The organism is Streptomyces sp. NPDC086023 (genome assembly GCF_044540325.1).
GTDB lineage: Bacteria > Actinomycetota > Actinomycetes > Streptomycetales > Streptomycetaceae > Streptomyces.
In genome coordinates this window covers 22244-46484 of the sequence record NZ_JBITRX010000036.1, presented here as the reverse complement: position 1 = coordinate 46484, position 24241 = coordinate 22244, and the positions used below count along the sequence as shown (strand labels likewise).

The 24241-nt window shown below is 71.1% G+C and carries 24 protein-coding genes; 20 read left to right on the top strand and 4 right to left on the bottom strand.

Annotation, left to right across the window (positions count from 1 at the left end; translation table 11 throughout):
- Nucleotides 1-558: 558 nt before the first annotated feature.
- The gene (locus ACIF6F_RS36690) at nucleotides 559-972 is read left to right on the top strand and encodes a transglycosylase SLT domain-containing protein (RefSeq protein ID WP_399957891.1); all 414 of its coding nucleotides are present in this window, start codon (nucleotides 559-561) and stop codon (nucleotides 970-972) included.
- Nucleotides 973-1301: 329 nt separating this feature from the next.
- Here ACIF6F_RS36690 and ACIF6F_RS36685 read toward each other — a convergent pair whose 3' ends face one another.
- Together ACIF6F_RS36685 and ACIF6F_RS36680 are read right to left on the bottom strand one after the other, a co-directional pair.
- Nucleotides 1302-2861, bottom strand: coding sequence for a hypothetical protein (locus ACIF6F_RS36685; RefSeq protein WP_399957888.1), 1560 nt, complete (start codon nucleotides 2859-2861; stop codon nucleotides 1302-1304).
- Nucleotides 2858-3475 carry a Pvc16 family protein gene (locus tag ACIF6F_RS36680; RefSeq protein ID WP_399957885.1) on the bottom strand — a complete coding sequence of 206 codons (618 nt, stop codon included), beginning with the start codon at nucleotides 3473-3475 and terminating at the stop codon, nucleotides 2858-2860. The genes ACIF6F_RS36685 and ACIF6F_RS36680 overlap by 4 nt, the downstream gene beginning before the upstream one ends.
- A 229-nt stretch (nucleotides 3476-3704) precedes the next feature.
- Between ACIF6F_RS36680 and ACIF6F_RS36675 the strand changes: the two genes are divergently transcribed.
- The 19 genes from ACIF6F_RS36675 to ACIF6F_RS36585 all read left to right on the top strand — a co-directional run bounded on the left by ACIF6F_RS36675 (nucleotide 3705) and on the right by ACIF6F_RS36585 (nucleotide 22722).
- Complete coding sequence (locus tag ACIF6F_RS36675) at nucleotides 3705-5216, top strand: phage tail sheath family protein (RefSeq protein WP_399957883.1); 1512 nt, start codon at nucleotides 3705-3707, stop codon at nucleotides 5214-5216.
- A 96-nt stretch (nucleotides 5217-5312) separates the two neighbouring features.
- Nucleotides 5313-5765 carry a phage tail protein gene (locus tag ACIF6F_RS36670; protein ID WP_399957881.1) on the top strand — a complete coding sequence of 151 codons (453 nt, stop codon included), beginning with the start codon at nucleotides 5313-5315 and terminating at the stop codon, nucleotides 5763-5765.
- Nucleotides 5762-6145, top strand: coding sequence for a hypothetical protein (locus tag ACIF6F_RS36665; protein ID WP_399957879.1), 384 nt, complete (start codon nucleotides 5762-5764; stop codon nucleotides 6143-6145). Before ACIF6F_RS36670 ends, ACIF6F_RS36665 begins: the two co-directional genes overlap by 4 nt.
- Nucleotides 6139-6297, top strand: a complete 159-nt coding sequence (locus ACIF6F_RS36660; RefSeq protein ID WP_399957876.1) for a DUF6760 family protein — start codon at nucleotides 6139-6141, stop codon at nucleotides 6295-6297. The genes ACIF6F_RS36665 and ACIF6F_RS36660 overlap by 7 nt, the downstream gene beginning before the upstream one ends.
- A 168-nt stretch (nucleotides 6298-6465) precedes the next feature.
- Nucleotides 6466-9297, top strand: coding sequence for a DUF4157 domain-containing protein (locus tag ACIF6F_RS36655; RefSeq protein ID WP_399957873.1), 2832 nt, complete (start codon nucleotides 6466-6468; stop codon nucleotides 9295-9297).
- Nucleotides 9298-9308: 11 nt separating this feature from the next.
- Nucleotides 9309-9764 carry a phage tail protein gene (locus tag ACIF6F_RS36650; protein WP_399957870.1) on the top strand — a complete coding sequence of 152 codons (456 nt, stop codon included), beginning with the start codon at nucleotides 9309-9311 and terminating at the stop codon, nucleotides 9762-9764.
- Between the two features lie 11 nt (nucleotides 9765-9775).
- Complete coding sequence (locus ACIF6F_RS36645; RefSeq protein WP_399957867.1) at nucleotides 9776-10285, top strand: phage tail protein; 510 nt, start codon at nucleotides 9776-9778, stop codon at nucleotides 10283-10285.
- A 9-nt stretch (nucleotides 10286-10294) separates the two neighbouring features.
- On the top strand, nucleotides 10295-11032 hold the full coding sequence (locus ACIF6F_RS36640; RefSeq protein WP_399957863.1) for a LysM peptidoglycan-binding domain-containing protein: 738 nt from the start codon (nucleotides 10295-10297) through the stop codon (nucleotides 11030-11032).
- Between the two features lie 14 nt (nucleotides 11033-11046).
- Nucleotides 11047-12993 (top strand): VgrG-related protein, encoded by a 1947-nt coding sequence (locus ACIF6F_RS36635; protein ID WP_399957860.1) that lies wholly within the window; start codon nucleotides 11047-11049, stop codon nucleotides 12991-12993.
- A gap of 20 nt (nucleotides 12994-13013) precedes the next feature.
- On the top strand, nucleotides 13014-13433 hold the full coding sequence (locus ACIF6F_RS36630) for a GPW/gp25 family protein (protein ID WP_399957857.1): 420 nt from the start codon (nucleotides 13014-13016) through the stop codon (nucleotides 13431-13433).
- Nucleotides 13433-15394 carry a putative baseplate assembly protein gene (locus ACIF6F_RS36625; protein WP_399957854.1) on the top strand — a complete coding sequence of 654 codons (1962 nt, stop codon included), beginning with the start codon at nucleotides 13433-13435 and terminating at the stop codon, nucleotides 15392-15394. The genes ACIF6F_RS36630 and ACIF6F_RS36625 overlap by 1 nt, the downstream gene beginning before the upstream one ends.
- On the top strand, nucleotides 15391-15936 hold the full coding sequence (locus tag ACIF6F_RS36620; protein ID WP_399957851.1) for a phage tail protein I: 546 nt from the start codon (nucleotides 15391-15393) through the stop codon (nucleotides 15934-15936). The genes ACIF6F_RS36625 and ACIF6F_RS36620 overlap by 4 nt, the downstream gene beginning before the upstream one ends.
- Nucleotides 15920-17818, top strand: coding sequence for an NADase-type glycan-binding domain-containing protein (locus ACIF6F_RS36615; RefSeq protein WP_399957848.1), 1899 nt, complete (start codon nucleotides 15920-15922; stop codon nucleotides 17816-17818). The genes ACIF6F_RS36620 and ACIF6F_RS36615 overlap by 17 nt, the downstream gene beginning before the upstream one ends.
- 235 nt (nucleotides 17819-18053) lie before the next feature.
- On the top strand, nucleotides 18054-19097 hold the full coding sequence (locus ACIF6F_RS36610) for a transglycosylase family protein (protein WP_399957845.1): 1044 nt from the start codon (nucleotides 18054-18056) through the stop codon (nucleotides 19095-19097).
- 17 nt (nucleotides 19098-19114) lie between these two features.
- Complete coding sequence (locus ACIF6F_RS36605; RefSeq protein WP_399957842.1) at nucleotides 19115-19345, top strand: hypothetical protein; 231 nt, start codon at nucleotides 19115-19117, stop codon at nucleotides 19343-19345.
- Between the two features lie 178 nt (nucleotides 19346-19523).
- Nucleotides 19524-19748, top strand: coding sequence for a WhiB family transcriptional regulator (locus tag ACIF6F_RS36600; protein WP_399957839.1), 225 nt, complete (start codon nucleotides 19524-19526; stop codon nucleotides 19746-19748).
- 100 nt (nucleotides 19749-19848) lie between these two features.
- Entirely contained in the window at nucleotides 19849-20487 is a 639-nt protein-coding gene (locus tag ACIF6F_RS36595; protein WP_399957836.1) for a response regulator, read from the top strand.
- Nucleotides 20488-20642: 155 nt separating this feature from the next.
- Nucleotides 20643-21335, top strand: a complete 693-nt coding sequence (locus ACIF6F_RS36590) for a response regulator transcription factor (protein WP_399957831.1) — start codon at nucleotides 20643-20645, stop codon at nucleotides 21333-21335.
- Between the two features lies 1 nt (nucleotide 21336).
- Nucleotides 21337-22722 (top strand): sensor histidine kinase, encoded by a 1386-nt coding sequence (locus ACIF6F_RS36585; protein ID WP_399957828.1) that lies wholly within the window; start codon nucleotides 21337-21339, stop codon nucleotides 22720-22722.
- Nucleotides 22723-22931: 209 nt separating this feature from the next.
- Here the strand turns inward: ACIF6F_RS36585 and ACIF6F_RS36580 are convergent, their stop codons facing one another.
- Nucleotides 22932-23558, bottom strand: a complete 627-nt coding sequence (locus ACIF6F_RS36580) for a response regulator transcription factor (protein ID WP_399957825.1) — start codon at nucleotides 23556-23558, stop codon at nucleotides 22932-22934.
- Nucleotides 23559-23760: 202 nt separating this feature from the next.
- Nucleotides 23761-24159: a hypothetical protein gene (locus ACIF6F_RS36575; RefSeq protein ID WP_399957822.1), complete on the bottom strand. Its 399-nt coding sequence runs from the start codon at nucleotides 24157-24159 to the stop codon at nucleotides 23761-23763.
- Nucleotides 24160-24241 lie beyond the last annotated feature (82 nt).

Here is a 24241-nt window from a genome sequence, read left to right as displayed (position 1 = left end):
GCCGAGTCGTAGCCCCGGTACTCCAGCCGCTGCAGTCCTTCGAGCAGCAGCGGAGCCACGTCGCGCTTGCCGATGTAACCGACGATTCCGCACATTGTCTGGACTCTCCTGCGATCGTTCGTCTCTCAGGCCGACCCCGGGGTCCGGTTCGGCGGAACCTGAGCAAAGGTCGATTGCATCACCGCGGCCGGGCGCGCCCCTCCCCCGGTCGGAGGACCGGCCGGGGGAGGCGTCCGCCACCCGCTCGGCCGGCACGTCTCACCTGGGCTTTCTCCAGTCGACCCGCCCTCGGTGTGACCTGGGTCACGGACTTTGGTCCATGTACGTAGGTGCGTAGTAGCGGCGCCGCGGGAGCCTGACTGCCGCCGTCACCTGCGCGCCGACGCGTTTCGGCCGAGAGGGGCGCACCGCGCCCGGCTACGAAAGGGCTTAGCAGCCAGAGGTGTTTGCCCGCCGCCGGGCCGCTGGCTAGAACGGAGTGAGCGGTCCGAGAACCCCGGCCGGAGCCGGCGGAGCACCGCGGACCGCTCTCACGAACCCCTCTTGGAAGGCCCCCTCATGTCTCGCGTCCCGATGCCCCGTATCTTCCGCAGCAAGAAGACCACCGCGGGCCTCACGGCCGCCGCGGCCGTCGTTCTCGCAGGCGGCGCGCTGATGGGTGCGGCACCGGCCCAGGCGGCCACTCTGAGCCCCCGGCAGATCGCGCACCAGCTGGTACCGAACGCGACCCAGTACGCGGCCTTCGACCAGGTCGTCGCGCACGAGAGCGGCTGGAACCCGCGGGCCGTCAACGCCTCCTCGGGCGCGTACGGGCTCGGCCAGGCACTCCCCGCCTCCAAGATGGCCTCCTTCGGCCCCAACTGGCACGACGACCCGACGACCCAGCTCAAATGGACTCTGAACTACATGAACTCGCGCTACGGCAGCCCCCAGGGCGCCTGGACCTTCTGGCAGCAGCACGGGTGGTACTGATGCCCCGGAGCCGTACGCGGCGCTGCCGTGGCGTACGAGGGCGAGGCGATCGGTTCGGTCGGACTTCGAGCCGCTGTTCACGAGGCTGCGCCCGACCGTGACCGGCTCCGAGAGTCGCGGTGGGCACCGGCCGCCCTTCGGTTGAGAATTTCCAAGCCGTCGGTTCCGGGGGCCTGTACACCATCGGCCTGGACTTCGACTGGCACGGCAACGCCCCGGCCGGGACCGCCCACAGCCCGCCTGCGCTACGCGTGGACGTTGCGCGACACGGGCGAGCAACCACTGCCGCAGCGTGCGGTCCCGCACACACCGCTGGACGGGCCCTGAGGTCAGCGGGTGAGTGTCCTCGCCTTCCTGTTCGCCCTGCGGATGTCGTCCTCGATCATGTTCATGCACTGTGGAGAGATCGACTCCTGCCGGACCGCGTAGCCGGTGATGCGCTCGACGCCCTGGAAGGCGAGGTGCTTGCGGGTGAAGTCCTTGTCCGTGACGATCTGGTTGATCCGCTCCACGATCCTGTGGACCCTGCGGCCGGCCTTCTGCGCCAGCGCGGAGATGGTCCTGAGGTCATCCTGCACGGCGCGCGGGTGCGAGGTGGCGAGGATCTCCTGCTTGTTCTGGTCGAGCAGGCGGAGGGCGAAACGGGGTGAGACGGCGTCGACGATGGCCTTGTCGAGGTGCTTGCCGATCGCCCTGAGGGCGATGTTGCACTCCTCGGCCGCGTCCGCGGCGTGAACCAGGGCTCCGGAGTTGCCACCGTCCCTGATCATTTCCTCGCACTCCTTGAGTGCCTCGACCGCGTCCTCGGCGGCGTTGAGCTGCTGCTGCAGCATGGCGTCGACGCGGGCTGGATACGCGTCCTTGGCCCAGGGGACGGAGGCGCCGACGATCTTGTGGAACTCCTCGACGGCACTGCCGACCCCGATCATGTCCTTTCGGATGCGGCGGAGCAGGAGCAGCATCGTCATCCGGTTGTACTTGAGCGCGTTGGCGATCCGCTCGGCATCCGGGCCGAGGCTGTCGGTCTCGCGGCTGAAGAGGCGGCCGAGGATGCGAATCCTGCGGCCCATGCCGCGTTCGGCGCTCTTGCGGGTCGGCGCCTTTTCGACCTTGGGGACCACGGGGCGGCTGGGGGCCGTCACCGCCCCCAGCGCCGAAGGGGAGTGCTGCCTGCTCGGTGCGGAGGCAGCCGGCTGTTGCTGCGGGGCGGCGGGGCCGGCAGCGGCCGTGGCCTGGGGCGAGGCGGTCGTGGTGGCGGTCTGCTGGTGGGCGCTGGTTCCTTGAGCGGCGGGGCTCCCTTCCACCGGGATCCACGACCAGACGTGGTTGAACCACTGGCCGATGTAGTCGGACCAGTAGGACATCTCCGCCGTGAGCCCCGGCAGGTCGACGTCGCAGAAGCCGGTGAAGAGGTCCCGGCGACTGCGCTCCATCAGCTGCGCGATCGTGTTGAGCTGCTCCAGGAACCGGGCGACCGCCTCGTGGACCTTCTTCAGGTCGTCGCACCGGCCCGCCGGCGTCATCCCGGGATTGCTCGCGTAGTAGTCCCGGACCGCCTGCCAGTATTCGGTCCGTTTGGCGAGATGGTTCTCCGTGAACTCCTTCGTGAACTGCCGGAGGGCGAATTCCATGGCCCGGCAGAGAGCCTGGGAGTTCTGTGAGTCGGGAGCGCCGGAGAAGGCGGTGACTGCGGTCTTGAGGCGGTCGTCCGCCAAGTGCGTGTAGTAGATGTCCGAGGCGCCGTCGAAGAGCCCCTTCCAAGGGCTCGTCCCCGATCCCGGATACATGATGCGGGCGAAGTGCAGGGCGTCGTGGAACGCCTGCTCGCTCGCCTCGTGGAGCCTGACGACGTAACGGTAGTCCTCGACGTACGCCTCCACCCCGATCACCCCCCGTTCTCGTCGCGGGACAGGGTGCCGTGGCCCGCCCCTGCGCGCCGGGACGCCGACGGCGACGTGTGCAGGCGGCGCTCCTTGACCAGCGGTGCCGGGTCGGTGAGGGCGGGCAGCAGGTCGGCGGTCAGGACCACCGGGAGGGTCGTGCGGGTTCCCAGACCTGTGGCGCCCCACACGCCTCCCGGACCGGCCTGGCCCTCGGGAGCCAGCGCCAGACGGGCCGGCGGACCGTCCGCGAGTGAGCCGGCCAGACATGCGGCCGGCAGGGTCTGGTGCCCGGCGAGGAGGCAGAGGGCGTCGCTGAGCAGGCGCTCCTCCTCCTGCGGATCGTCCGCGGACCACGCCCACAGCAGGTAGGAGAGCCGGAAGCGGCGCGCCGGGCCGCCGCGGGCGACGACCCGTCCCCCGCCGTCGCGCACGTCGTACCAGTCGCCGCCCATTCCGGTCGGGACCTCCTCGATCCTGTGCAGGAACAGGCCGAGGCCGGCCGGACGGGTGGCCGCCGTCGTCCGCCAGTGGTCCGGCGAGCCGGAGAAGACGGGCTCGCCGTCCGGCAGCAGGGATTGCAGCAGCCGGCGCAGGGAAGTGGTGGCGTCGCTGAGAATCATGCCCGGAATTCTGCGTCGCCCCGTCTTTTCCCGCGGCCGGCGGACGGACAGGACGCCATGCCGATCCGGTGCCCTTTCGCGCTGCACGTTTCCGGTGCCCTTTCGGCCTGCACGTCGGGGCTTTCCCGAAAGGGCGGTTCAGGAGACGCCGGGCCACCCGTTTGCTTCTGCTCACGAGCCCTCGGCCGGGTGATCGTATAACCACGAGAAACGAACGTCGGAGGACGAATTGCCCAGTTACCTGTCACCAGGCGTCTACGTCGAGGAAGTCCCGTCCGGGTCCAAGCCCATCGAGGGAGTCGGCACGGCCGTGTGCGCCTTCGTCGGACTCACCGAGAAGGGGCCGGTCAACGAGCCCACGCTCGTGACGAACTGGACCCAGTTCGCGCAGACCTTCGGTGAGTTCACGGAAGGCTCCCACCTCGCGCACAGCGTGTACGGCTACTTCCTCAACGGGGGTGGGAGCGCGTACATCGTGCGCATCGAGGCCACCGACGAGGTCAGTGAGCCGGTGGCCGCCACGGCGGTCCTGCACGACGCGCAGGGCGCTCCGGCGCTGCTGGTCAAGGCTGCCCGGGCAGGCGCGGCCGGCAACGGCCTGCGGGTCGTGACGGAGCCGGCACACGAGCGGGACGACAGCTCCTTCAAGCTCACCGTCCTCCAGGACGGCCGGCCCGTGGAGGGCTTCGACAAGCTCGCCCCCGCCAAGGCCGCAGCCGCGGTCAACCAGCGTTCCAAGCTCATCCGCCTGGAGCCGGTGGACGGTGCCGGCGCGCCCGCCCAGCAAGGGGCGCAGTGCGCGGGCGGTGCGGATGCCGCCCCCGCGGCCGCCACCCTCAGCCCCGCGGACTTCATCGGGGATGCCCTGGCCCGGACCGGCATCGCCGCGCTGGAGGCCGTGGACGAGGTGACCATGGTGGCCGTGCCGGACGCCATGGCCGCGCTCGAGTCCGGTCTGCTGGACCGGGACGGCGCCAAGGCGGTCCAGCTCGCCGTCATCGCGCACTGCGAGCTGATGTCCGACCGCGTCGCCGTCCTCGACACCCCCGCCGGGCTCAACGCCCAGCAGGTGCGGGACTGGCGGGTGGACGAGGCCGGCTACGACTCCAAGTACGCGGCCCTGTACTGGCCGTGGGTCAAGGTGATGGACCCCGCCACCGGCAAGCCCCGGTTCGTACCGCCGAGCGGACACATGGCGGGCATCTGGGCGCGCAGCGACGACACGCGCGGGGTCCACAAGGCACCCGCCAACGAGACCGTACGAGGCCCCCTCAACCTTGAACTGGCCATCACCCGCCGCGAGCACGACCTGCTCAACCCGATCGGCGTCAACTGCATCCGGGTCTTCCCCGGCCAGGGCATCCGCGTCTGGGGAGCGCGGACGCTCAGCAGCGACCCCGAGTGGCGCTACCTCAACGTCCGGCGCCTGTTCAACTTCGTCGAGACCTCCATCCTCCGCGGCACCAACTGGGTGGTGTTCGAGCCGAACGACCCCAAGCTGTGGGACTCCGTCAAGCGGACGATCACGATGTTCCTGCGCGGGGTCTGGCGCGACGGGGCGCTCTACGGACGCACGCCCGACGACGCCTTCTACGTGAAGTGCGACGACGAGAACAACCCCGAGGACAGCCGTGACCGCGGTGTCCTGACCGTCGAGGTCGGCATCGCGGCCGTCAAGCCCGCCGAGTTCGTGGTCTTCCGCATCTCCCAGTACTCCGAAGGCGCCTCGCTCGACGAGTAGCACGGTCCGACCGGCGGCCCGCCGAGCGCCCCGCCCGGGCGCGGCGGGCCGCCACGCCCCGCACCCCCATCCGTACACGCATGAAGGGAGACCGCCATGACGGCAGGACTCGGAGACCACGACGCCCTCACCGCGGCACGCTTCTCCATCACCATCGACGGACACGAGATCGCCTCGTTCTCCGAACTCTCCGGCATCACCACCGAGGTGGAGCCCGTCGACTACCTGTCCTCCAACGACAAGGAAGTCATCTTCAAGAAGCTGCCCGGCAAGGCGAAGCCGCCCACGGTCGTGCTGCGCCGCGGCAAGACCGGCGGCATGGAGCTGTGGGCCTGGCACCAGTCGGTGCTCGCCGGCAACATCACCACCGCCCGGCGCAGCTGCTCGCTGGTCATGTACAGCTTCGACGGCAAGCCGGTGGCCCGCTACTACCTCTTCAACGCCTGGCCCTCCAAGCTGGAGATCGGCGCCCTGAAGGCCGGCGCGACCGAGGTCCTCATGGAGACCACCACCCTCGTGTGCGAGAGCATCCAGCGGGTGTCGGCATGATCGACACCACCCTGCGCACCGAATACCCGTTCACCCTGCCCCGCGGATACGTCGACCAGAACGGCACGGTCCACCGCGAGGGCGTGATGCGCCTGGCAACCGCCCGCGACGAGATCAGCCCCCAGTCGGATTCCCGCGTCCGCGGCAATCCGGCGTACCTGACCGTCCTGCTGCTGGAGCGCACCGTCATCGCGCTCGGTGACCTGCCCGAGGTCACCGGCTACGTCATCGAGAACCTCTTCGCCTCCGACCTGGCCTTCCTGCAGGACCTCTACCGCCGCATCAACCAGCAGGGGACCACCGAAGCCGCGGTGGCCTGCCCCGAGTGCAGCCACGAGTTCGCGGTGGACGTCTCCGGTGATGCCCCGGGGGAATGCTGACGTACGCAGCCGACCGCCTCTGGGAAGAGGCTGCGTACGTGGCGTACTACCTGCACTGGTCCCTGGACGCGGTGCTCGCTCTGGAACACCCGGTCCGGGTCCGGATGATCGAGGAGATCGGCAGGATCAACCGGCAGCTGTCCGAGGAGTGACCGCTCCGGTGACGGCACCGGCGGCGGTGGCCCCGCCCTCGCGGAGGACGCCCCCGCCCCCACCGGCCGGGACCGCCGCACCCTTCCCCGACCGGGACCGCCGCATCCTCCCCGACCGGGCCCCCGGCCACCGCCCATGACCTCCGCCCCGTGCGGACGAGGAACGAGATGAACTGGCCCTTCCGCCGCCGCGGCGGCAGCTCCACCGGCGCCGGCCGGCAGTCCGGCCCGGCCGCCCACCCCCCGGCCTCCGCCGCACCCGCTCCGGTCGACCACGCTCCGGTCGACCAGGCTCCCGTCGACCACGCTCCTGCCGTGGTCGCGCCGCCCGCGCCGACCGAACCCGCGGCATGGCGGGAACTCCCCCCGCTCGCCGGTCCGCTGACCGCGGCCGGGACCGCGCGGCGGCTCACCGCGGCGCCGCACACCGACCAGACCCTGCGGGCGGCCGGCGCGATGCTGGCCACGGCCGCCGCAGACCGGGGCGACACCGCGGACCGGGCCGGCACCGCGGGCCGGGGCGCCGAGGCGCTCGTGGGCCGGGTGGAGGGCCTCGCCAAGGCCGTACCGCTGCGCCACCTGCAGCCGCGACGGCTGCCGGAGGCCGCCGCCCCCGAATTCGACGGCCCGACCCGCAGGGGCGGCGCACCGGTGCCGGAACCGGCCCGGGCCGGTGCTGCCGAGCGGCCCGCCCCCGCGGCGCAGTCCGCCCCTGCCCCGGCGCCGGACCTGCCCGCCCCCCTGGTGCGCCGGGCCGCCGCCGCGCCGGCGCCGGAACCCGCCGCGGACCTCACCCGCGTCACCGAGGGCAGCGTCGGCGAGCCGCGCCCCGCCACGGTGTCGACCCATCCCCCGACGTGGATGAACGCCGGCCCCATCGGGGCCGACACCGACCTCGCCTCGCTGCTCTTCCCGCTGCCCGGCGACGTCGCGCCCGTGTTCCCCGAGGCGATGGCTGCCCAGGCGGCCGACCCGGACCCCCGGGCGGACCCGGGCGCCCGCCGTACGCACCTGGCCCAGCGGCGCAACCTCGGGCAGAGCCGCCGCCTGGGGCTGGGCACGGCCCTGTCCCACATCGCCCCGCCGGACGCCGCCGCCCCGATGGAGGGGGAGGGGCGCCCCCCGCCGGGTGCCGAGGCGCTCCCGCCCGCGGCCGACCCGAACCGCGGCGCCGAGCCGCGTTCCGGCTCCGTACCGGCCCCCACCACCCCGGAGTACCGCGCCGAACCGCCGGCCGTGGCCCCGCCGGCCCTGCCGGACACCGGCCCCCCGGCCGGCCCCGTCCCCGCCGAGCCGCCCGCCCGGCCGCCCCTGCGCCACCGCTCCCCCCGGTCGGCCCCGCCCGCCCCGGAAGCCCCCGCCGACCTGGCCCGTGCCGTATCCGAGCTGCACGGCGTCGACGTCACCGGGACCCCGCTGCACACCGGCGAGCACGTCACGCGCATGGCCCAGGACATGGCGGCCCAGGCCTTCACCAAGAACGGCGAGGTCTACCTCCCGAACACCGCCTCCGCCCTGGACTCCGCCAGAACCCGCGGCCTGATCGCCCACGAGCTGACCCACGTGGCCCAGCAGAAGCGGTACGGCGGAAGCCTGCCGCCCGAGAACTCACCGGCCGGCCGGGCCCTGGAGGCCGAGGCGATCTCGGCCGAGCGCTACTTCCGCGGGGATCCCGGTGCGCCGGCGCCCCTGGTCCACCGCAGGCCGGTCACCTCGGGTCCCGACCCCGAGGAGATCCGGCGCATGATCGCCCGGATGGCGCCCGTGCTGCCGCCGGCCCCGCCCGCCCCGGCCCCGCCGCCCGAGCCCGAGCCCGAGCCGGAGCCGGCCCCGGCACCCGCGCCCGAACCGGCGTACTCGGGTCCGGACGTGTCCTGGACCGCGGGGAGCGGGCTGATGGACGGCGTTCAGCGGGCCTCCCGGGAAGAGATCATCGAGGAGTACCTCGCAGAGCTCAACCACGCCAACCGTCACAGGAACGACGGTCGCGCGGCCCTGACCGAAGCCGATCTCCTGAACAACACCGAACACCAGGAGATGATCGACTTCCGTCACAGGAGGGGCCTCGTGCAGGGCCACCGCGAGAAGATCATCAACGACTTCCTCGCCGAGAAGAACTTCGAGCAGCGCAACACCCGTGGCGACAAGCTCCTGACCGCTTCCGACCTGCAGACCGACCTGGCGCTGAAGGACGCGATCGACTTCCGCCTCGAAGAGGCCGCGCGGCGGGGCCGGCTCGTCGCGGACGACAACGACGACGACGTGTCCGGGCCCCAGGACTTCCACTGGCTCAAGGGCGAGGTCGGCCTGAACGTCGTCCAGGGGCTGGCCTCGGGCTTCGGCATCACGTTCGACCGCAAGCGCCGGGGCGAGGTCCGGGACTTCTTCTCGGGCCGCCGCCCGGCCGCGGGCGACGCGGGCGCCGAGAGCGGCGAGGTGTTCGCCCCCGTCGGCCCGCCCGTGCCGAACGGGAGCCCGAAGCCCGCAGCGCCCCCGGTGGGAGGCCCGCAGCAGGACAACGTACCCGCAGTCCTGGCGCAGCCGTCCGTTAAGGCGGCCGCTGCGAATAATGGGACACCGCCCACCGAAGCCGGTACCGGAACGGACGTACGGCAGCCCTCGCCGACGCAGGCCTTCGTGCCGTCCATCGGTCCGTCCGGGGACGACTCGGGACCCGAGGCGTCCGCGGACGCCGGCCCGGGGATCGACCTCTGGCAGGAGGTCAAGAGTTCGCTGTGGACGGCGGCCGCGACCGGATTCGTCCACCCGCCCTCTCCGCCGGACGCGGACGAGAAGAAGAAGGCGGCGGAAGCGGAAGCCCGAGAGGCGGCCGCAGACGCCGAAGGCAAGGCCGCCGTCTTCCAGATCGACGCACTCGGGGAAGACCAGCTGGACGCCTTGGCCCACCGCCTCTACGGGCGGGTGCGCGACAAGTGGAACAGCGACCAGCGCCGCGCCTCGGCCGTGCACCGCGAGCGCAACGGAACCAAGTACAGGTAGGAGACCTGCGCATGCCTCTGAACGACGAAAGCACCCTCGCCCTTGCCAACCGGTTCTCGGTGACCGTGGACAACGGGTCGTACGACCTCGGCAGCTGGGCGCAGGTCCAGGGCCTGGACGTGCAGTGGAAGATGGCCGACTACCGGGCCGGTGACGCCGGCAACGACCGCTGGTTCTTCCCCGGCTTCACCGAGTACACCCCCCTGAAGCTCACCCGGGCGGCCTGCCAGGACTCGGAGACCGTCAAGAAGTGGCTGTCGAGCAACTCGTTCGGCAGCAAGGCGAACGGGGGCGAGATCACGCTGATGGACCCCCACAACAAGAAGGTCATCTCGTGGACCATGCGCCGGATCATCCCGGTCAAGTGGTCCATCACCAGCTTCGAGGCCGGCCAGAGCAAGGTCGCACTGGAGACCCTTGAGCTCCAGCACCTCGGATTCCTCGACGACGACATGGCGACGCAGTAGCCATGGTGCAGATGGCGACAGCGCCCACCGGCTCGGGGACCCGCTGGGCGAAGGGCGAATGGCACGTCGACAAGGCCATGTTCGGCATGGCCATGCGCTTCAAGGTCACCGTGGACGCCTTCGGCGAGCTCGGGTACTGGTCCTCGTGCCGCGGTCTGAACGTCTCCTTCGAGCACGAGGAGATCGAGTGCGGCGGCAACTACGAGAACGTCGTCCTGCTGCCCAAGCGGCTGAAGTACGGCTCGATCACCCTCGTGCGCGCCGTGCAGAAGGACGACACCAAGAAGGTCGAGACCTGGCTGCGCCAGGTGACCAAGGACTGGTACGGCTACGAGTTCGGCCAGCAAGAGTACCAGGGCACCGGCATGCAGATCGAGCTGATGGACGCCCACAACAAGCCCGTCTACCAGTGGCAGCTGCGCAGCGTCTTCCCCAAGAGCTGGAAGGGGCCGGACCTCGACGCCGATACCAACAAGATCGCCCTTGAGACGCTCGAACTCGCCCACCAGGGGTTCCTCTAGGAGTCGGCCATGACGAACACCACCGCGGTGCTGATCTGCTCGGAACCGCCCATGCCGGGCGCGGTCCCGTTCCTGTTCAACCCCGACAAGATCACCATGAGCCGCGAGGTCGCCTACCGGTCCCACGGCAGCAGCTCGCAGAACGGCAACAAGAACGGCGAGACGGGCACGTCCTTCCAGCGGGCCGAGGCCCTGAAGATCAGTGTGAGCGACGTGGTCTTCTCGGGTTCGGAGACGAAGGAGCTGTGCGACCAGCTGCTCAACTGGATGAGCCCGGGCTCGGGTGCCCTGGGGCAGGTCGCCGGCGCCGCCGCCCTGGCCAAGGGCGGCTCGCTCGTGAAGGCCGGCGTGGTCGACGCGGGTGCCGTCAACCGGCTCCCGGTCGTCCGGTTCATCTACGGACCCCCCATGCAGGGCTTCTGCTACAACGTGGTGCTCCTCAGCGTGTCGATCAACTACACGCGCTTCAGCCATGCCGGGGTGCCGATCCGGGCGCGCGTCACCATCAGCATGAAGGAGCAGCCCAGCCTGCTGGGCACGCTCCCCACCAACCCCACCTCGGGAGGTCTGCCCGGCCGGCGCAGCTACACCGTCACCGAGGGCGAGGACCTCGTGAACCTCGCGAGGACGCAGTACGGGAGCACCTCCCACTGGCGCCGGCTCGCCGACGCCAACGCCATCGACGACCCCCTGCGCATGCGGCCCGGGACCACCGTCTACCTGCCCAGCCCGCACGAGCTCGACTGACAGCGGAGGTTCACGTGCCCATCCCCAAGCCGTCGGCCGCCGCGCCCGGGGCGACGTCCCCCGTCACCAGCCCGGCCACCGTGCGCGCCATCGTCAAGGCGGGCGCCCTCTCACCGCAGCCGGTCTCCGCCCAGCTGGAGCAGATGATCATCCGGGTGGTGGTCGACACCCACCGGCACCTGCCCGACATGTTCGAGATCACCTTCCAGGACAGCACGGGCCTGGGCCTGCCTGCCAAAGACCTCACGGTCGGTCACCAGGTCGAGATCCGCAGCGGGGCGGACCCGCTGACCGCGCCCCCGCTGATCCGCGGCGAGGTCACCTCGCTGGAGGCGGTCTGCGAGGACATGATGACCTACATCGTCGTCCGCGGGTACGACCTGTCCCACGTCCTGCAGCGGGCCCGCCGCACGCGCACCTTCGTGAACACCAAGGACTCCGACATCGTCCAACGGATCGCGGCGGAGGCGAAGCTGGAGCCGGGAACCATCCACGACACGCAGTACGTCCACCGGCACCTGGCGCAGATCGCCCAGACCGACTGGGACTTCCTCCAGGCCCGCGCCCGGGCCAACGGCTTCGACGTCGTGGTGACGGGGAAGAAGCTCCACTTCCGCGCGCCCGAGACGGCCACCGGCACCCCCGGCGGGAAGCGGCCGTCCGCACTCTCCGGCATCAAGGACGCGGCCGCCTCGGCTGCCGCCGGCACGACCGGCCCGGCCGTCCTGACCTTCCGGGACAACCTCATCTCCTTCCAGACCCGGCTGTCGGCGCCGCAGACCCTCCCCACCCAGGTCGAGGTCCGCACCTGGGACGAGGAGAAGACCGACGTGGTGGTCGCCACCGCGGCGGTGCGGCCCGTGACCCCGGATCCCGCGGCCGGCGGCGGCGCGCTCGGCGCGCTCGCCGGTGCCGGCGGGCTGGGCGGCCTCGCCGGCTCCCAGGACGCCCACCTCCTCGTGGACCGCCCGGTGGGCGCCGGAGCCGACATCGCCGTTGCCGCGGAGGCACTTGCGGCGGGCGTCGCCGCGCGGGTCGGCGCGGCCTCGGCCGAGGCCGAAGGACGGGCCTTCGGCGACAGCGCCATCCAGGCGGGCCGGGTCGTCCAGGTCGACGGCGTGCCGCAGCCGTTCGGCGGAAGCTGGGTCGTCACCAATGCGCGCCACATCTTCTGTGAGGACGAGGGCGGCTACTACACCGAGTTCTTCGTCACCGGCCGGGACGACCACTCCATGCCCGGGGCCGTGAGCCGGGACAACGACGCCGACCGGCGGGCACGCGGCATGATGTGCGGCATCGTCACCAGCGTGGCCGATCCCACCGGCCGCAACCGCGTGAAGGTGCGCCTGCCCCTGCTCTCCGCGGATTTCGAGACCGACTGGGTGCGCGTGGTGCAGCCCGGCGGCAACAAGGGCGCCGTCATGTTCGTGCCCGAGGTCGGGGACGAGGTCCTGGTCGCCTTCGAATGGGACGACATCAACCGGCCGGTCGTCATCGGCGGCATGCGCAACGGCGCCAGCACCCTGACGCTGGGCGGCCCCGCGGTCGAACGCAAGGGGGAGACGGCCTCGGTCATGCGCCGCGGACTGGTCAGCAGCAGTGGCAACAGGCTCGCGTTCGTCGAGATCCCGCCCAACCGGTCGCCCCTGACGGAGCAGTCCGCCATCGTCCTGGCCACCCAGGCGAACGACATGGGCCTGACCATCGACAGGACCACCGGCCAGGTGCAGCTCGTCTGCAAGCCGCAGACCGGCAAGGGCAGGAACCGCGGCACCGTGACCATCTCCACCGACGGCAGCGGCACCGTGACCGTCGACGCCGGCCCCAAGGGTGCGGTCAACGTCACCGGCGGCGACATCAGCGTCAACGCCTCCAAGAAGCTGGCGCTGCAGAGCAACGGCGAGCTGGAGATCAAGGGCGCCAAGGTCAAGGTCACCGGCACCACGATCGACCTCAACTGACACCGTGACACGAGGACACCATGGCTGCGAACAGAGCTGACGACTTCATAGGCGCCGGATGGGCCTTCCCCCTGGGGGTGGGCGCCACCGGCGGCATCGCCCTGGTACGGGGCGACACCGAGCTCGAACAGGCGATGAAGATGATCCTGTCGACGTACCCCGGCGAGCGTCCCATGCGCCCCGGCTTCGGCTGCCGGCTGCGCGACTACGTCTTCCGCGACACCGGCTACCAGACCATGGCGATGCTCTCGGAGGAGGTGCGTACGTCACTCATCGCCTGGGAGCCCCGGGTGGACGTCGACGGTGTACGGGCCACCAGCGACCCGGACGACCCGAGCCTCGTCTACATCGACATCGTGTACCGCATCAAGGCGACCAACGACCGCCGGAACCTGGTGTTCCCGTTCTACACGATCCCCGACGAGGAGGAGGACTACTGATGGCGCTTCCGTCGCCCGACCTCGACGACCGCCGGTTCCAGGACCTGGTGGACGACGCCAAGCGCATGGTGATGCGCCGCTGTCCGGAATGGACGGACCACAACGTCTCGGACCCCGGCGTCACCCTCATCGAGACCTTCGCCTTCATGACCGACCAGTTGCTGTTCCGGCTCAACCGGGTGCCGGACCGCATGTACGTGAAGTTCCTCGAACTGCTCGGTGCCCGGCTGCTGCCGCCCGTTCCGGCGCAGGCTCCGGTCACCTTCTGGCTGTCCGCCCCGCCCGCAGCGACGGTGTCCGTTCCGGCCGGCACGAACGTGGCCACCCTGCGCACGGAAACCGAGCGGTCCGTGGTCTTCGCCACGCGGCACGAGCTGCGCCTGCCGGCGGCCGGCCTGCAGCACCTGATGACCCTGGAGTCGGAAGCCGGAACCCTGCTCGCCCGCGACGAGCAGCACCGCCTCCAGCTGGGCTTCCCCGCCTTCGGCGCGCAGAGTCCCGCGGTGGACGACTGCCTCCTGGTGGGCCTGACCGACGCGGTCCCGCGGGCCCTGGTCAGCCTGGACTTCACCTGCACCATCCAGGGCGTGGGCGTCGACCCCGACCACCCGCCGCTGGTGTGGGAGGCCTGGGACGGGGACGACTGGCAGGCGTGCCGGGTGCACTCCGACGCCACGGGCGGCCTGAACCGCCCGGGCTCGATCGTCCTGCAGGTGCCGGCCGGACACCACGCCAGCATCCTCGACGGGCGGCGCGCGGGCTGGCTGCGCGCACGGGTGACCGCCCCCCGGAAGGACTGCCCCGCGTACAGCACCTCTCCGGTCATCGACGCGATGGACGTGTCGGTGATCGGCGGAACGGTCGACGCGGTGCACGCCGAGATCGTCCACGACGACGAGCTGGGCGTCTCCGACGGTACGAGCAACCAGCGCTTCCAGGCCTCGCACGCGCCCATCCTCGCCACGGCCGTGCCGGCCGTCGTCGAGGTCAGCGGCGATGACGGCTGGACGCGGTGGACCGAAGTGGACCACTTCGCCGACAGCGGCCCCGATGACCCGCACTACGTCATCGACAGCACCCACGGGACGGTCTGCTTCGGACCCGTGGTGCGCCAGCCGGACGGGACGATGCGTCGCTACGGCGCCGTGCCCCCGAAGGACTCCACGGTGCGGCTGAGCCGGTACGCCACCGGCGGCGGCGCGGTCGGCAACGTCGGGCAGGGGGCCATCCAGACCCTCAAGTCCTCGATCCCCTTCATCGCCCGCGTGGAGAACCTCGTACCTGCCACGGGAGGTGTCGACGGCGAGACCGTCGAGGAGGTCAAGTCCCGTGCCCCGATGCTGATGCACACCCGCGGCAGGGCGGTGACCGCCGAGGACTTCGAGGTCATCACCCGTGAGGCGGCCCCCGAACTGGCCCGCGTGCGCTGCCTGACGGCGCAGGAGGCCGGGCTGCCGGCCGGGACCGTGAAGGTGCTCGTGGTGCCCGGGATGCCCGACGAGCCGGGCCCGGCCCGCTTCGCCGCGCTCAAGCCCCGGCAGAGCACGCTGGAGACCGTCGCCCGTCGGCTGGACGAGCGACGGCTCGTCGGCACCACCGTCCTGGTGGAGCCGCCCCTGTACCGGGGCGTGACGGCCGTGGCCCGGCTGCGCGCGGTACAGGGCGCGAAGGCCGACCGGGTGACCGACGACGCGCTGACGGCCCTCTACCGCTACCTCAACCCGGTCACCGGCGGCCCCGACGGCACCGGCTGGCCCTTCGGCCGCCCGGTGCAGGCCGGCGACCTGTACGCCGTCCTCCAGCGGGTCGAGGGCGTGGGCATCGTCGAGGAGGTGCGCCTGTTCAACGCCAACCCCGTCACCGGTGTACGCGGTGAGGAGACCGACCGGGTCACGCTCGACCGGGACAGCCTGGTCTTCTCCTTCGAACACCAGGTCCTCGTGGAAAGCAGCGGGGCATGAGGGGAACGGTCACCGATCTGGTCACCCCGTACCCGATCGGCAGGTACCTGCCGGCCGTGTACCAGGAGGACGACTTCGCCCAGCGGTTCACCGCCGGCCTCGACGACGTGCTCGCCCCGGCGGTCGCCGTCCTCGACTCGCTGGAGGCGTACGCGGACCCGGACACCACACCGGTGGACTTCCTGCCCTGGCTCGCCGGATGGCTGGGCGTCGCGGTGGAGGAGACCCTGCCCGAAGCAGCCCGGCGTGCCCGCGTCAAGCACGCAGCGGAGTCGTTCGTGGTCCGGGGAACCTGCGCGGGCCTGCGCAGCGCGCTGCACACCTTGACGGGCGCGTGGCTGGAGGTGCGCGAGAGCGGTGGGGTGCGCTTCTCCGACCAGGCAGGGGGGTGCGATCCCCGGGGCGCGGAGCCTGCCGTCGTCGTCAGGCTCCCGAGGGCTCTGGCCGCCCACCGCGAAACGGTCGAGGCGCTGGTGGCCGGCGCGGTACCGGCGCACGTCCACCGTGCCGTGGAGCTGACGGACCATGACCACCTGTCGTAAGTGCGGATTCAACAACGGCGCGACCGACACGTTCTGCGGCTCGTGCGGCTCCTTCCTGGAATGGACCGGCAAGAAGCAGAAGATCGACCTCCCCGACGACCTGCGGCAGGAGGCCGAGCAGAAGGCCCAGGGACCTCCGCCGTCGGCGCTCGAACGGCTCCAGCGGGGTCTGTACGCCGACGTCGGACAGCGCGACGCCCTGCCGGGCCGCACCGGACCGGCCGGCGTCCCCGGCATGCCCATGGGCATGGGCATGGGTCCCCCCGGCATGGGCATGGGCCCGCCCCCCGGCATGGGGCCGCCTCCGGGCCTGGGCATGGGTCCGCCGCCCGGCATGGGCATGGGGCCGCCTGGCATGGGCGGTCCACCGGGCATGGGCAGGCCTCCTGGCATGGCGGGGTTCCCCGGTATCGGCGACGACGATGACGACGAGGACGACAAGTTCCTCGCGTCCCTGCTCAAGAACAACGATGGGCCCGGCGGCAAGGCCGCGCCCGAGGACGACGAGGACGGCGACGACGACGAGGACGACTGGCTCGCCGATCTGCTGAAGGACGACGAGCACGACGAGCACGACGAGGACGACGAGGACGGCAACGACAAGAAGAAGGACAAGAAGAAGAAGGACAAGAAGAAGAACAAGAAGAAGGGCAAGAAGGGGGAGAGCAAGAAGGACGAGGACGACTGGCTCGCCGGTCTGCTGAAAGACGACGAGGACGGTGATGCGGACGCGGATGCGGACGCGGACGACGAGGACGACTGGCTCGCCGATCTCCTGAAGGACGACGAGGACGACGCGGACGGTGAGGCAGATGCGGATGCGGACGACGACGACTGGCTCGCCGATCTGCTGAAGGACGACGAGGACGACGCGGACGACGAGGACAGTGACGACGATGAGGACGACTGGCTCGCCGATCTGCTGAAGGACGACGAGGACGACGAGGACGACGACGAGGACGACGACGAGGACGAGGAAGACGAGGAGGAAGACGAGGAGGAAGAGACCGAACCGGGACTCGTAGCGCCGGCCGAGCCCGAGGCGCGGAGGCCCGTCCCGCAGCGACAGCGGGCGAGCCGGGCCGCCTTGCCCGGCGACCTCGTCTGTCCCGACTGCGGCGAGAACAACGACGACGAGCGGAAGTTCTGCAGCAGGTGCGGATCGTCGCTCGAAGAGGCCGAGTTGGCGACCCAGCCCTGGTGGCCACGGCTGCTGGCCAGGCTGCGCCCGGGGCCGGTCGTCCTGGAGGCCGGTCAGCGGCCCGGGCAGGCCGGCGTACGGGACAAGCGGCGCTTCAGCGTGACCTCGCTCGTGGGACCGGCCCGTCTCGTGGGCAGTGCCGCTCTCCTCACGGCGACCACGCTGTACCTGGTCCACGACCCCTTCCGCCATGCGGTCACGTCCCAGGCGACCGAGGTCCAGACCCGGCTGAAGGCGACCGTCAAACCCGACTTCTCGCCCGTCAACCCCGTGGACGTCCAGGACCTTCCGGGTGCCAGCGATCCCGGGCACTCGGGGTCCCTGGCCTTCGACAACTGGTCGGACACCTTCTGGCTGACCTCGGCAGCGAGCGCGCAGGGCCTCATGCTCAAGTTCGACCAGCCGGTGGACCTGACCCACCTGGTGGTGCGCAACGGTGCACAGCCCGACTTCAAGTCCTACGACCGGGCGCGGCAGCTGGAGGTCGAGTACTCCAACGGCCAGAAGCAGACGGTCACCTTGCAGGACAAGGCCGACCCCCAGTCGCTGAAGCTCGACCCGCGGGGCAGGGCCACCTGGGTCAAGCTGCGGGTCACGGGCGCCTTCGGCGACCGCCCGGGCAATGCGGTCGCGGTTTCCGAGCTGGAGTTCTACAGCGCGGTGCGCGGATACCTGTTCTGAGTCCCTGGGCCCCTGGCAGCGCGGGCGTTGAGGAGCGGACGGCACACGGCTAGGCGGCCCTTAAGGAAGCGGAACCTAGCGTGGTCCCGTGCCTCTTCCCATGTACTGCGGACGCCGCGGTGAGGAGGTGACAAACCATCAGACGGCTTGCGCGCGCCGCGCGCAGAGGGGAAGAACGATGCTCGGAAAAGGGACCGGCCGACGGCGCCGACCGAAGCCCACTCCCACGCAGCGCGTGGCCACCGCTGCGGGGGCGACGGGTGTGGGCATCGTCCTGCCCCTCGCTTTCAGCGGTACCGCCGAGGCAGCGCCCCTGAGCGCCTGGGAGACACTGGCGAAGTGTGAGAGCAACGGCAACTGGCGGATCAACACCGGCAACGGTTACTCCGGTGGTCTGCAGTTCGCCCCCAGCACGTGGAAGGCCTTCGGCGGCGACGAGTACGCCCCCGTGGCCCACCTGGCCACCAAGGAACAGCAGATCGCCATTGCCGAGAAGGTCCTCGCCGCGCAGGGTCCGGACGCGTGGGCAGCGTGTGCGGGCAGGATCGCGGGGCACAAGGCGGAACCCGAGAAGGCGGCGGCCGCGGCAGCGGGCCAGCCCAAGAAGGCGGCGAAGCCGCAGGCGAAGGCACCCGGTGCCGGCGTGAGCCGCGGTGGTGGCACGTACACGGTCAAGGCCGGTGACACCCTGGCGGGCATCGCGGAGCGCCACGGGCTGAAGTGGCAGCAGCTCTATGCGGCGAACAAGGGCCAGATCGACAATCCGGGGCTGATCAGGATCGGTCAGAAGCTCGTGATCCCCGGCAAGGCGACCGCCAAGCCCGCTCCGGCCAAGCCCGCCAAGCCCGAGGAGGCGAAGGTCGTGCAGCCGGTCGACGGCCACGTGACCGCGGACTACCGGCAGGGCGGCGCCTGGGCGCGCGGATACCACTCGGGCGTCGACTTCGCGGCCGCGCACGGTGCTCCGGTCGAGGCCGCGGCGCGCGGGGTCGTCGTCAAGGCGGGATGGAACGGAGCCTTCGGCAACCAGGTGGTCATCGAGCACCGCGTCGTCGTCAAGGGCGAGAAGCAGCTCTGGTACTCGTCCTACTCCCACCTGAGCTCGATCACCGCCACGCCCGGCACGAAGGTGAAGGCCGGCACCCAGATAGGCACCGTGGGCAGCACGGGCAACAGCACCGGTCCGCACGTGCACTTCGAGCTGGGAACGGCGCCCGACACGTACTCCAGCCACATCAACCCGTACGCGCTCCTGCGCGGTGCGTTCACCGAGGCCTGACGGAGGGGTGGCACGCGATGATCCGACACGACATCTTCCAGCAGGACATGCTGCGCGTTTCCCCCGCCGACGAGAGGGAGGAGCAGGCCGCCCGGGTGGTCGTGGCGTCCCGGTCCCGGGACGCCGCCGACTGCGCGGTGCTCCTGGACATGCTGGGCCTGCGTCCGGAGCCCCCCGCCCCGGAGCCGAGGCCACGCATCCACCTGCTGCCGCCGCTGCTGGACGGGAAGCGTTCCCGGCCTCTGTGACTACGCCACCCGTCCGGCCGGTCCCTGGCCGGACGGGGCGCCGTCCGGGCGATGCCGGCTCCGGCCCGGCGCCATAGCGTCGCGGCCGGTGACCCCGCGCCCACGCCGCGGGCCCCCGCGGGATCCGGTGTACGGCGGGCACGCCGGGCCGTACAGGGCACAGCAGGAAGGAGCCGTCATGGGGTTCGGCACGAGCCGCATCGGGGACTGGACCGATGCCGCCGCGTGCAGCGGCATGGACGTCGAGGCCTTCTACGTCCAGGGCACGGCCAGGTCCGCGCTCGCACTCACGACGTGCCGGGGGTGTCCCGTGCGCGACGCGTGCCGGGAGTATGCGGAATCGAACAAAGAAGCGTTCGGCATCTGGGGCGGCCTGACCGCCCGGCAGCGCGGATGGCCCTGACCTGCCCGCCTGCCGCCGGGCCGTTCGTCGATCTCGCGACTATCCTCGGGAGAGTGGCCCATGCCTTGGCGGAACCTCCGGATCCCGAGGTGATCCCTCCATGACGGAACGCATCCGGGTCGTCATCGCGGACGACCATCCTCTTTACCGTGAGGGTGTGCGCAGGGCGCTGGCCTGGAGCGGGACCATCGACGTGGTGGGCGAGGCGTCCAGCGGGCGCGAGGCCCTCAAGATGATCAGGGATCTGACGCCGGACGTGGCCCTGATCGACTTCAGGATGCCCGACCTCGACGGCATCGCCGTGACGCGTTCGGTCGTCCAGGGGAAGATCGACACCAGGGTGGTCATCGTCAGCGCGTTCCAGAACAGCGAACTCGTCTTCCGTGCCCTGGAGGAAGGTGCTGCGGGCTACCTGCTCAAGGACGCCAAGCGGACCGAGCTGGTCGAGGCGGTGCGGCAGGCCTCCGCGGGCAAGACCGTGATCCCTCCGGAGCTCGCGGGCGGCGTCGCCGAGGAGATCCGCATGCGCGCCCAGTCCGGCGGCCCGGTCTTCACCACCCGGGAACTGGAGGTCCTGCGCGACTTCGCCGAGGGCATGAGCATCCCCCAGATCGCGCAGAAGCTGTTCCTCGCGCCCAGCACCGTCAAGACCCACGCACAGCACCTGTACGAGAAGCTCGGCGTCAGCGACCGGGCCGCCGCGGTGGCCGAAGGCATGCGCCGCGGTCTGCTGGACTGACACCGCCCGCCATCCGTACCCGTCCGGTCCCCCGATCGGAGGGCGGGCGTGCTCCGGCCGGTCCGACGTTCAACGGATTCGGGTCGGCCCGCTTCGGACGCACTCTGGTGTACGAGGGCACCGGACCGGTGCCACCGAGGCACGGAGACGGGCACATGGCTTGGACGCGCGTGACAGTGATCGAGGACGACGCGGAGATCCGTGAGTTCCTCTCGGCTTCCCTGCGGAAGCTGAAGTACGACGTCCACGCGGTCGCCCGCGGCACCGACGGCCTCAGCCACGCGGCAGCGGCCGGCCCGGGCGGTGTGATCGTCCTGGACCTCGGGCTCCCCGACATCGACGGCCTGGACGTCCTCAAGATGCTCCGCGCCACGGTGAACACGCCCGTCCTCGTCGCCAGCGCGCGGGACGACGAGAGCCACATCGTCCGCGCCCTGGACCTGGGCGCGGACGACTACGTCATCAAGCCGTTCTCCGCGGAGCACCTCGACGCCCGGATCCGCGCCGTGCTGCGGCGCACGGGCGAGCGGCGCCGGGAGAGCACGTACCACGTCGGCGGGCTCACCGTCGACATGCAGGCCCACACCGCCACCCTGGACGGCCAGGAACTGGAGATGCGGCCCAAGGAGTTCAAGCTGCTCGCCTATCTCACCCGCAACGCCGGGCGCGTGGTCAGCAAGGACGAACTCCTCGGCGAGATCTGGAACGACGCCTTCGGCGCCAGCGAGAAGACCATCGACGTGCACCTGTCCTGGTTGCGCCGCCGGCTGGGCGAGACCGCTGCCGAGCCGCGCTACCTCCACAGCGTCCGCGGCGTCGGGGTGAAGATCGTCGAACCGGCGGCCTAGCATGCGCCGCAAGTTCGCGCTCGTCAGCGCGCTCAGCACCCTGCTCGCGGTGATCCTGCTGGGCATTCCCCTGATCTTCTACGCACGCTACGCCCACCTCGCCCAGGCCGACCACGACGCGGTGATGCAGGCCCAGACCCTGGCCACCCTCACGCGCGAGTCGGCCGGGTCGGACACCGGCCAGATCAGGTCCTGGATCGCCGACCAGCGGCCCAATGTCCGCGCCACCGTCGTGATGCCCTCAGGAGCACGCTACGGGAAGGCGGTGCCCTGCCTCCCGCAGCCGGACCCCGACCGGCCGGGCGATCTGGAGCAGTGGACCTGCGCCGAGGCGCGGGTCGCGAGCCTGGCCGTCGCCGTGCCCGGTGGCCAGGCCCAGATCGACGTCGCGGTCGACGAGGCCGGCGCGGCCGCGGCGACGCTGCGCGTCGTGGGCGCCCTCGGGGCTGCCGCCCTCGTCCTCCCCGCCGTCTCCGTGCTCCTCTCCGACCGGCTCGCCCGGTCCGTCGTGCGCTCGGCCGGCGAACTCACCGACGTGGCGGCCAGCCTGCGCCAAGGACAGCTGGAGGCCCGCTACAGCGGCGACGGCCCACCCGAGCTGCAACAGCTCGGTGGGACGCTCAACGCCCTGGCGGCCCGTATCGGAGCCCTCGTCACCAACGAGCGCGAATCCCTGGCCGACCTGTCCCACCGGCTGCGCACCCCCATCACCTCGCTGATGCTCCAGGCCGAGGCGCTCAAGGACCAGCCCGGCGCCGACCGGCTGCTCGACAGCCTCCAGGAACTGAACGGCGAGGTCACCCGCGTCATCCGGCACGCCCGCAAGCCGATCGCCGCCAAGGGAGGTCTGACGGCGTGCCTGGACACGGTGATCTCGGAGCGCGTGGCCTTCTGGGCGGTCCTCGCCGAAGAGCAGGGGCGGGTCTGTGAGCTGACGGTCCGGGACACCGACTGCCAGGTCTACGTACCCCAGACGGAACTCGAGGCCGCCGTCGACGTCCTCCTGGAGAACGTGTTCGCCCACACTCCGGAAGCGGCGGGCATGCGGATCACCGTGTGCGCCCTCCCCGGCGGCGGGGCCGAACTGACCATCGACGACGACGGACCGGGCTTCTCCGACCACCGGGTGGTCGAGCGGGGCCGCAGCACCGGCGAGTCCAGCGGCCTCGGTCTGGACATCGCCCGGCGTACGGCGACCATTTCCGGCGGTCGCCTCGTGCTGGGCGCGTCGCCCTCCGGGGGAGCGCGCGTGACCGTGTCCTTCGGCGGGCCCGCCGGGTCCCGCCGCCCGCCGGGGCGGCCGTCGGCCGGGTCTCGCTGCGGACCCCGGGGTGCGCTTGAGGCCACCCCGTCCCTCCCGCCCCCCGACGAGACTGCGAGCAACTGATGGGTGTCATGCTGTCCCTGATCTACCGTCACTGGCGTACCTGTCGGAGGTCCCGTCGCGAACTGCGCAGGTTCCGCAGGAGGCAGGCGGCGGACCGACGGCCCTGAGGGGTTCCGTTCCGGTGCGTCCGGTCAGGGTGACAGCACCTGTCACCACCGTGCCCGCCGCGGCCCACGGGCCGCGGCGGGCACCGAGCTGTTCCACGCCGGTCAGATGAGGCCCTCGCGGATCGCGTACGCGACCGCGTGCGGGCGGTTCCGCAGGTTGAACCGGTTGTTGATGGCGTGCAGGGTGTTCTTGACGGTCCGTTCCGAGTAGCACAGCTCCTGGGCGATCTCGTTGGTGTCCAGCCCCTGCGACACCAGGCGCAGGACGTCCGCCTCGCGGTCGGTGATGCCCGAGTAGCGCTGACCACGGGGGGCGGCCACCTGGTGCTGGAGCTTGGAGACCTGCTTGAGAAGGCTGCCGACCAGGTCGGGCGGGAGCACCCCGGCTCCGCGGTCGACCGAGCTGATCACCTGGACGAGCCCATCGGCGGTGACGTCCTTGCGTCGGGCCAGGCCGCTGATGCCGGCCTCGGCCGCGGCGAACACGCCGCTGTCCTCAAGCGACGAGGCGACGAGCACGATGCGCCGGACGCCCCGCCCCCGCGTCGCCTTGATCAGGCTGATGGCGTCGTCGTCGATCTCATCGACCACGAGGACGGCGATGGCCTCCGCGTCGGCGTCCTGACGATCCACGATGTGCACTTCGGGCCGGATCCGGAGGGCGGCGATGACCCCGAGCTCGGAAATGGAGTCCAGAGCCTGAACGAAAACAGTGATCCTCTTCGACATGAATTCCCTCTTCGATGCGGAGAAGTGAGGAGACCCCCGGAGGGACTCCCTGCGGGGCGCCCAGGTGGGGTTCGTGAATTCAGTGTGTGCCGGAGGAGGTTAAACAAGGGCTAGAGGAACCGGTGCGAAGGACTGTCCGTTCAGGACGCCGACGTGTGCGGAAAGGGCACGGAACGGAGCACGGCGGGCTGCCGGGAGGCCCTCAGACCAGGCGCTCGGTGGCGTCGATCGCCACCCGCACCGTGTCGGTGCCGTCGAGCGACACCCGGTAGTGGCACGCTCCGATCGGCCGGGTCATCTGTGCGTCGTACCAGCCGAACCCGCTGAAGCTCAGCCAGGTGTCGAACGTCTGGTCGGGATCGATGGTCGTGGTCGCCGTCGTGAGCACCTTGCCGCCGAAGGCGCCTCCCAGGTATTCCCTGAGTTCCACCGTGCACTCCAGGCGTCCGGTCAGCGGACGGGGGGTGAAACGGAACGCGAGGGTGTCCGGACGGAAGGAGACCAGGCCGTCCCTGATCTCGTTGCATCCGATGTCGAATTCCAGCAATTGGTGCCCGTTCCAGTGCTCCGGCGGGGTGATGGTCGTTTCTCTGACATCCATGGCGCCATTCTCCGCTCCCGGCGCTCCCCTCGGCCCGGCGATGTCCGAGGTCTGCACGAACGCGAAGCGGATCTGCCCCTCG

Bases quoted from the DNA above. Each gene is read 5' to 3' on its own strand.
- ACIF6F_RS36690 (WP_399957891.1), top strand. From the start codon at position 559: ATGTCTCGCGTCCCGATGCCCCGTATCTTCCGCAGCAAGAAGACCACC.
- ACIF6F_RS36680 (WP_399957885.1), bottom strand. From the start codon at position 3,475: ATGATTCTCAGCGACGCCACCACTTCCCTGCGCCGGCTGCTGCAATCC.
- ACIF6F_RS36670 (WP_399957881.1), top strand. From the start codon at position 5,313: ATGACGGCAGGACTCGGAGACCACGACGCCCTCACCGCGGCACGCTTC.
- ACIF6F_RS36665 (WP_399957879.1), top strand. From the start codon at position 5,762: ATGATCGACACCACCCTGCGCACCGAATACCCGTTCACCCTGCCCCGC.
- ACIF6F_RS36660 (WP_399957876.1), top strand. From the start codon at position 6,139: ATGCTGACGTACGCAGCCGACCGCCTCTGGGAAGAGGCTGCGTACGTG.
- ACIF6F_RS36655 (WP_399957873.1), top strand. From the start codon at position 6,466: ATGAACTGGCCCTTCCGCCGCCGCGGCGGCAGCTCCACCGGCGCCGGC.
- ACIF6F_RS36650 (WP_399957870.1), top strand. From the start codon at position 9,309: ATGCCTCTGAACGACGAAAGCACCCTCGCCCTTGCCAACCGGTTCTCG.
- ACIF6F_RS36645 (WP_399957867.1), top strand. From the start codon at position 9,776: ATGGCGACAGCGCCCACCGGCTCGGGGACCCGCTGGGCGAAGGGCGAA.
- ACIF6F_RS36640 (WP_399957863.1), top strand. From the start codon at position 10,295: ATGACGAACACCACCGCGGTGCTGATCTGCTCGGAACCGCCCATGCCG.
- ACIF6F_RS36630 (WP_399957857.1), top strand. From the start codon at position 13,014: ATGGCTGCGAACAGAGCTGACGACTTCATAGGCGCCGGATGGGCCTTC.
- ACIF6F_RS36625 (WP_399957854.1), top strand. From the start codon at position 13,433: ATGGCGCTTCCGTCGCCCGACCTCGACGACCGCCGGTTCCAGGACCTG.
- ACIF6F_RS36620 (WP_399957851.1), top strand. From the start codon at position 15,391: ATGAGGGGAACGGTCACCGATCTGGTCACCCCGTACCCGATCGGCAGG.
- ACIF6F_RS36615 (WP_399957848.1), top strand. From the start codon at position 15,920: ATGACCACCTGTCGTAAGTGCGGATTCAACAACGGCGCGACCGACACG.
- ACIF6F_RS36605 (WP_399957842.1), top strand. From the start codon at position 19,115: ATGATCCGACACGACATCTTCCAGCAGGACATGCTGCGCGTTTCCCCC.
- ACIF6F_RS36600 (WP_399957839.1), top strand. From the start codon at position 19,524: ATGGGGTTCGGCACGAGCCGCATCGGGGACTGGACCGATGCCGCCGCG.
- ACIF6F_RS36595 (WP_399957836.1), top strand. From the start codon at position 19,849: ATGACGGAACGCATCCGGGTCGTCATCGCGGACGACCATCCTCTTTAC.
- ACIF6F_RS36590 (WP_399957831.1), top strand. From the start codon at position 20,643: ATGGCTTGGACGCGCGTGACAGTGATCGAGGACGACGCGGAGATCCGT.
- ACIF6F_RS36585 (WP_399957828.1), top strand. From the start codon at position 21,337: ATGCGCCGCAAGTTCGCGCTCGTCAGCGCGCTCAGCACCCTGCTCGCG.
- ACIF6F_RS36580 (WP_399957825.1), bottom strand. From the start codon at position 23,558: ATGTCGAAGAGGATCACTGTTTTCGTTCAGGCTCTGGACTCCATTTCC.
- ACIF6F_RS36575 (WP_399957822.1), bottom strand. From the start codon at position 24,159: ATGGATGTCAGAGAAACGACCATCACCCCGCCGGAGCACTGGAACGGG.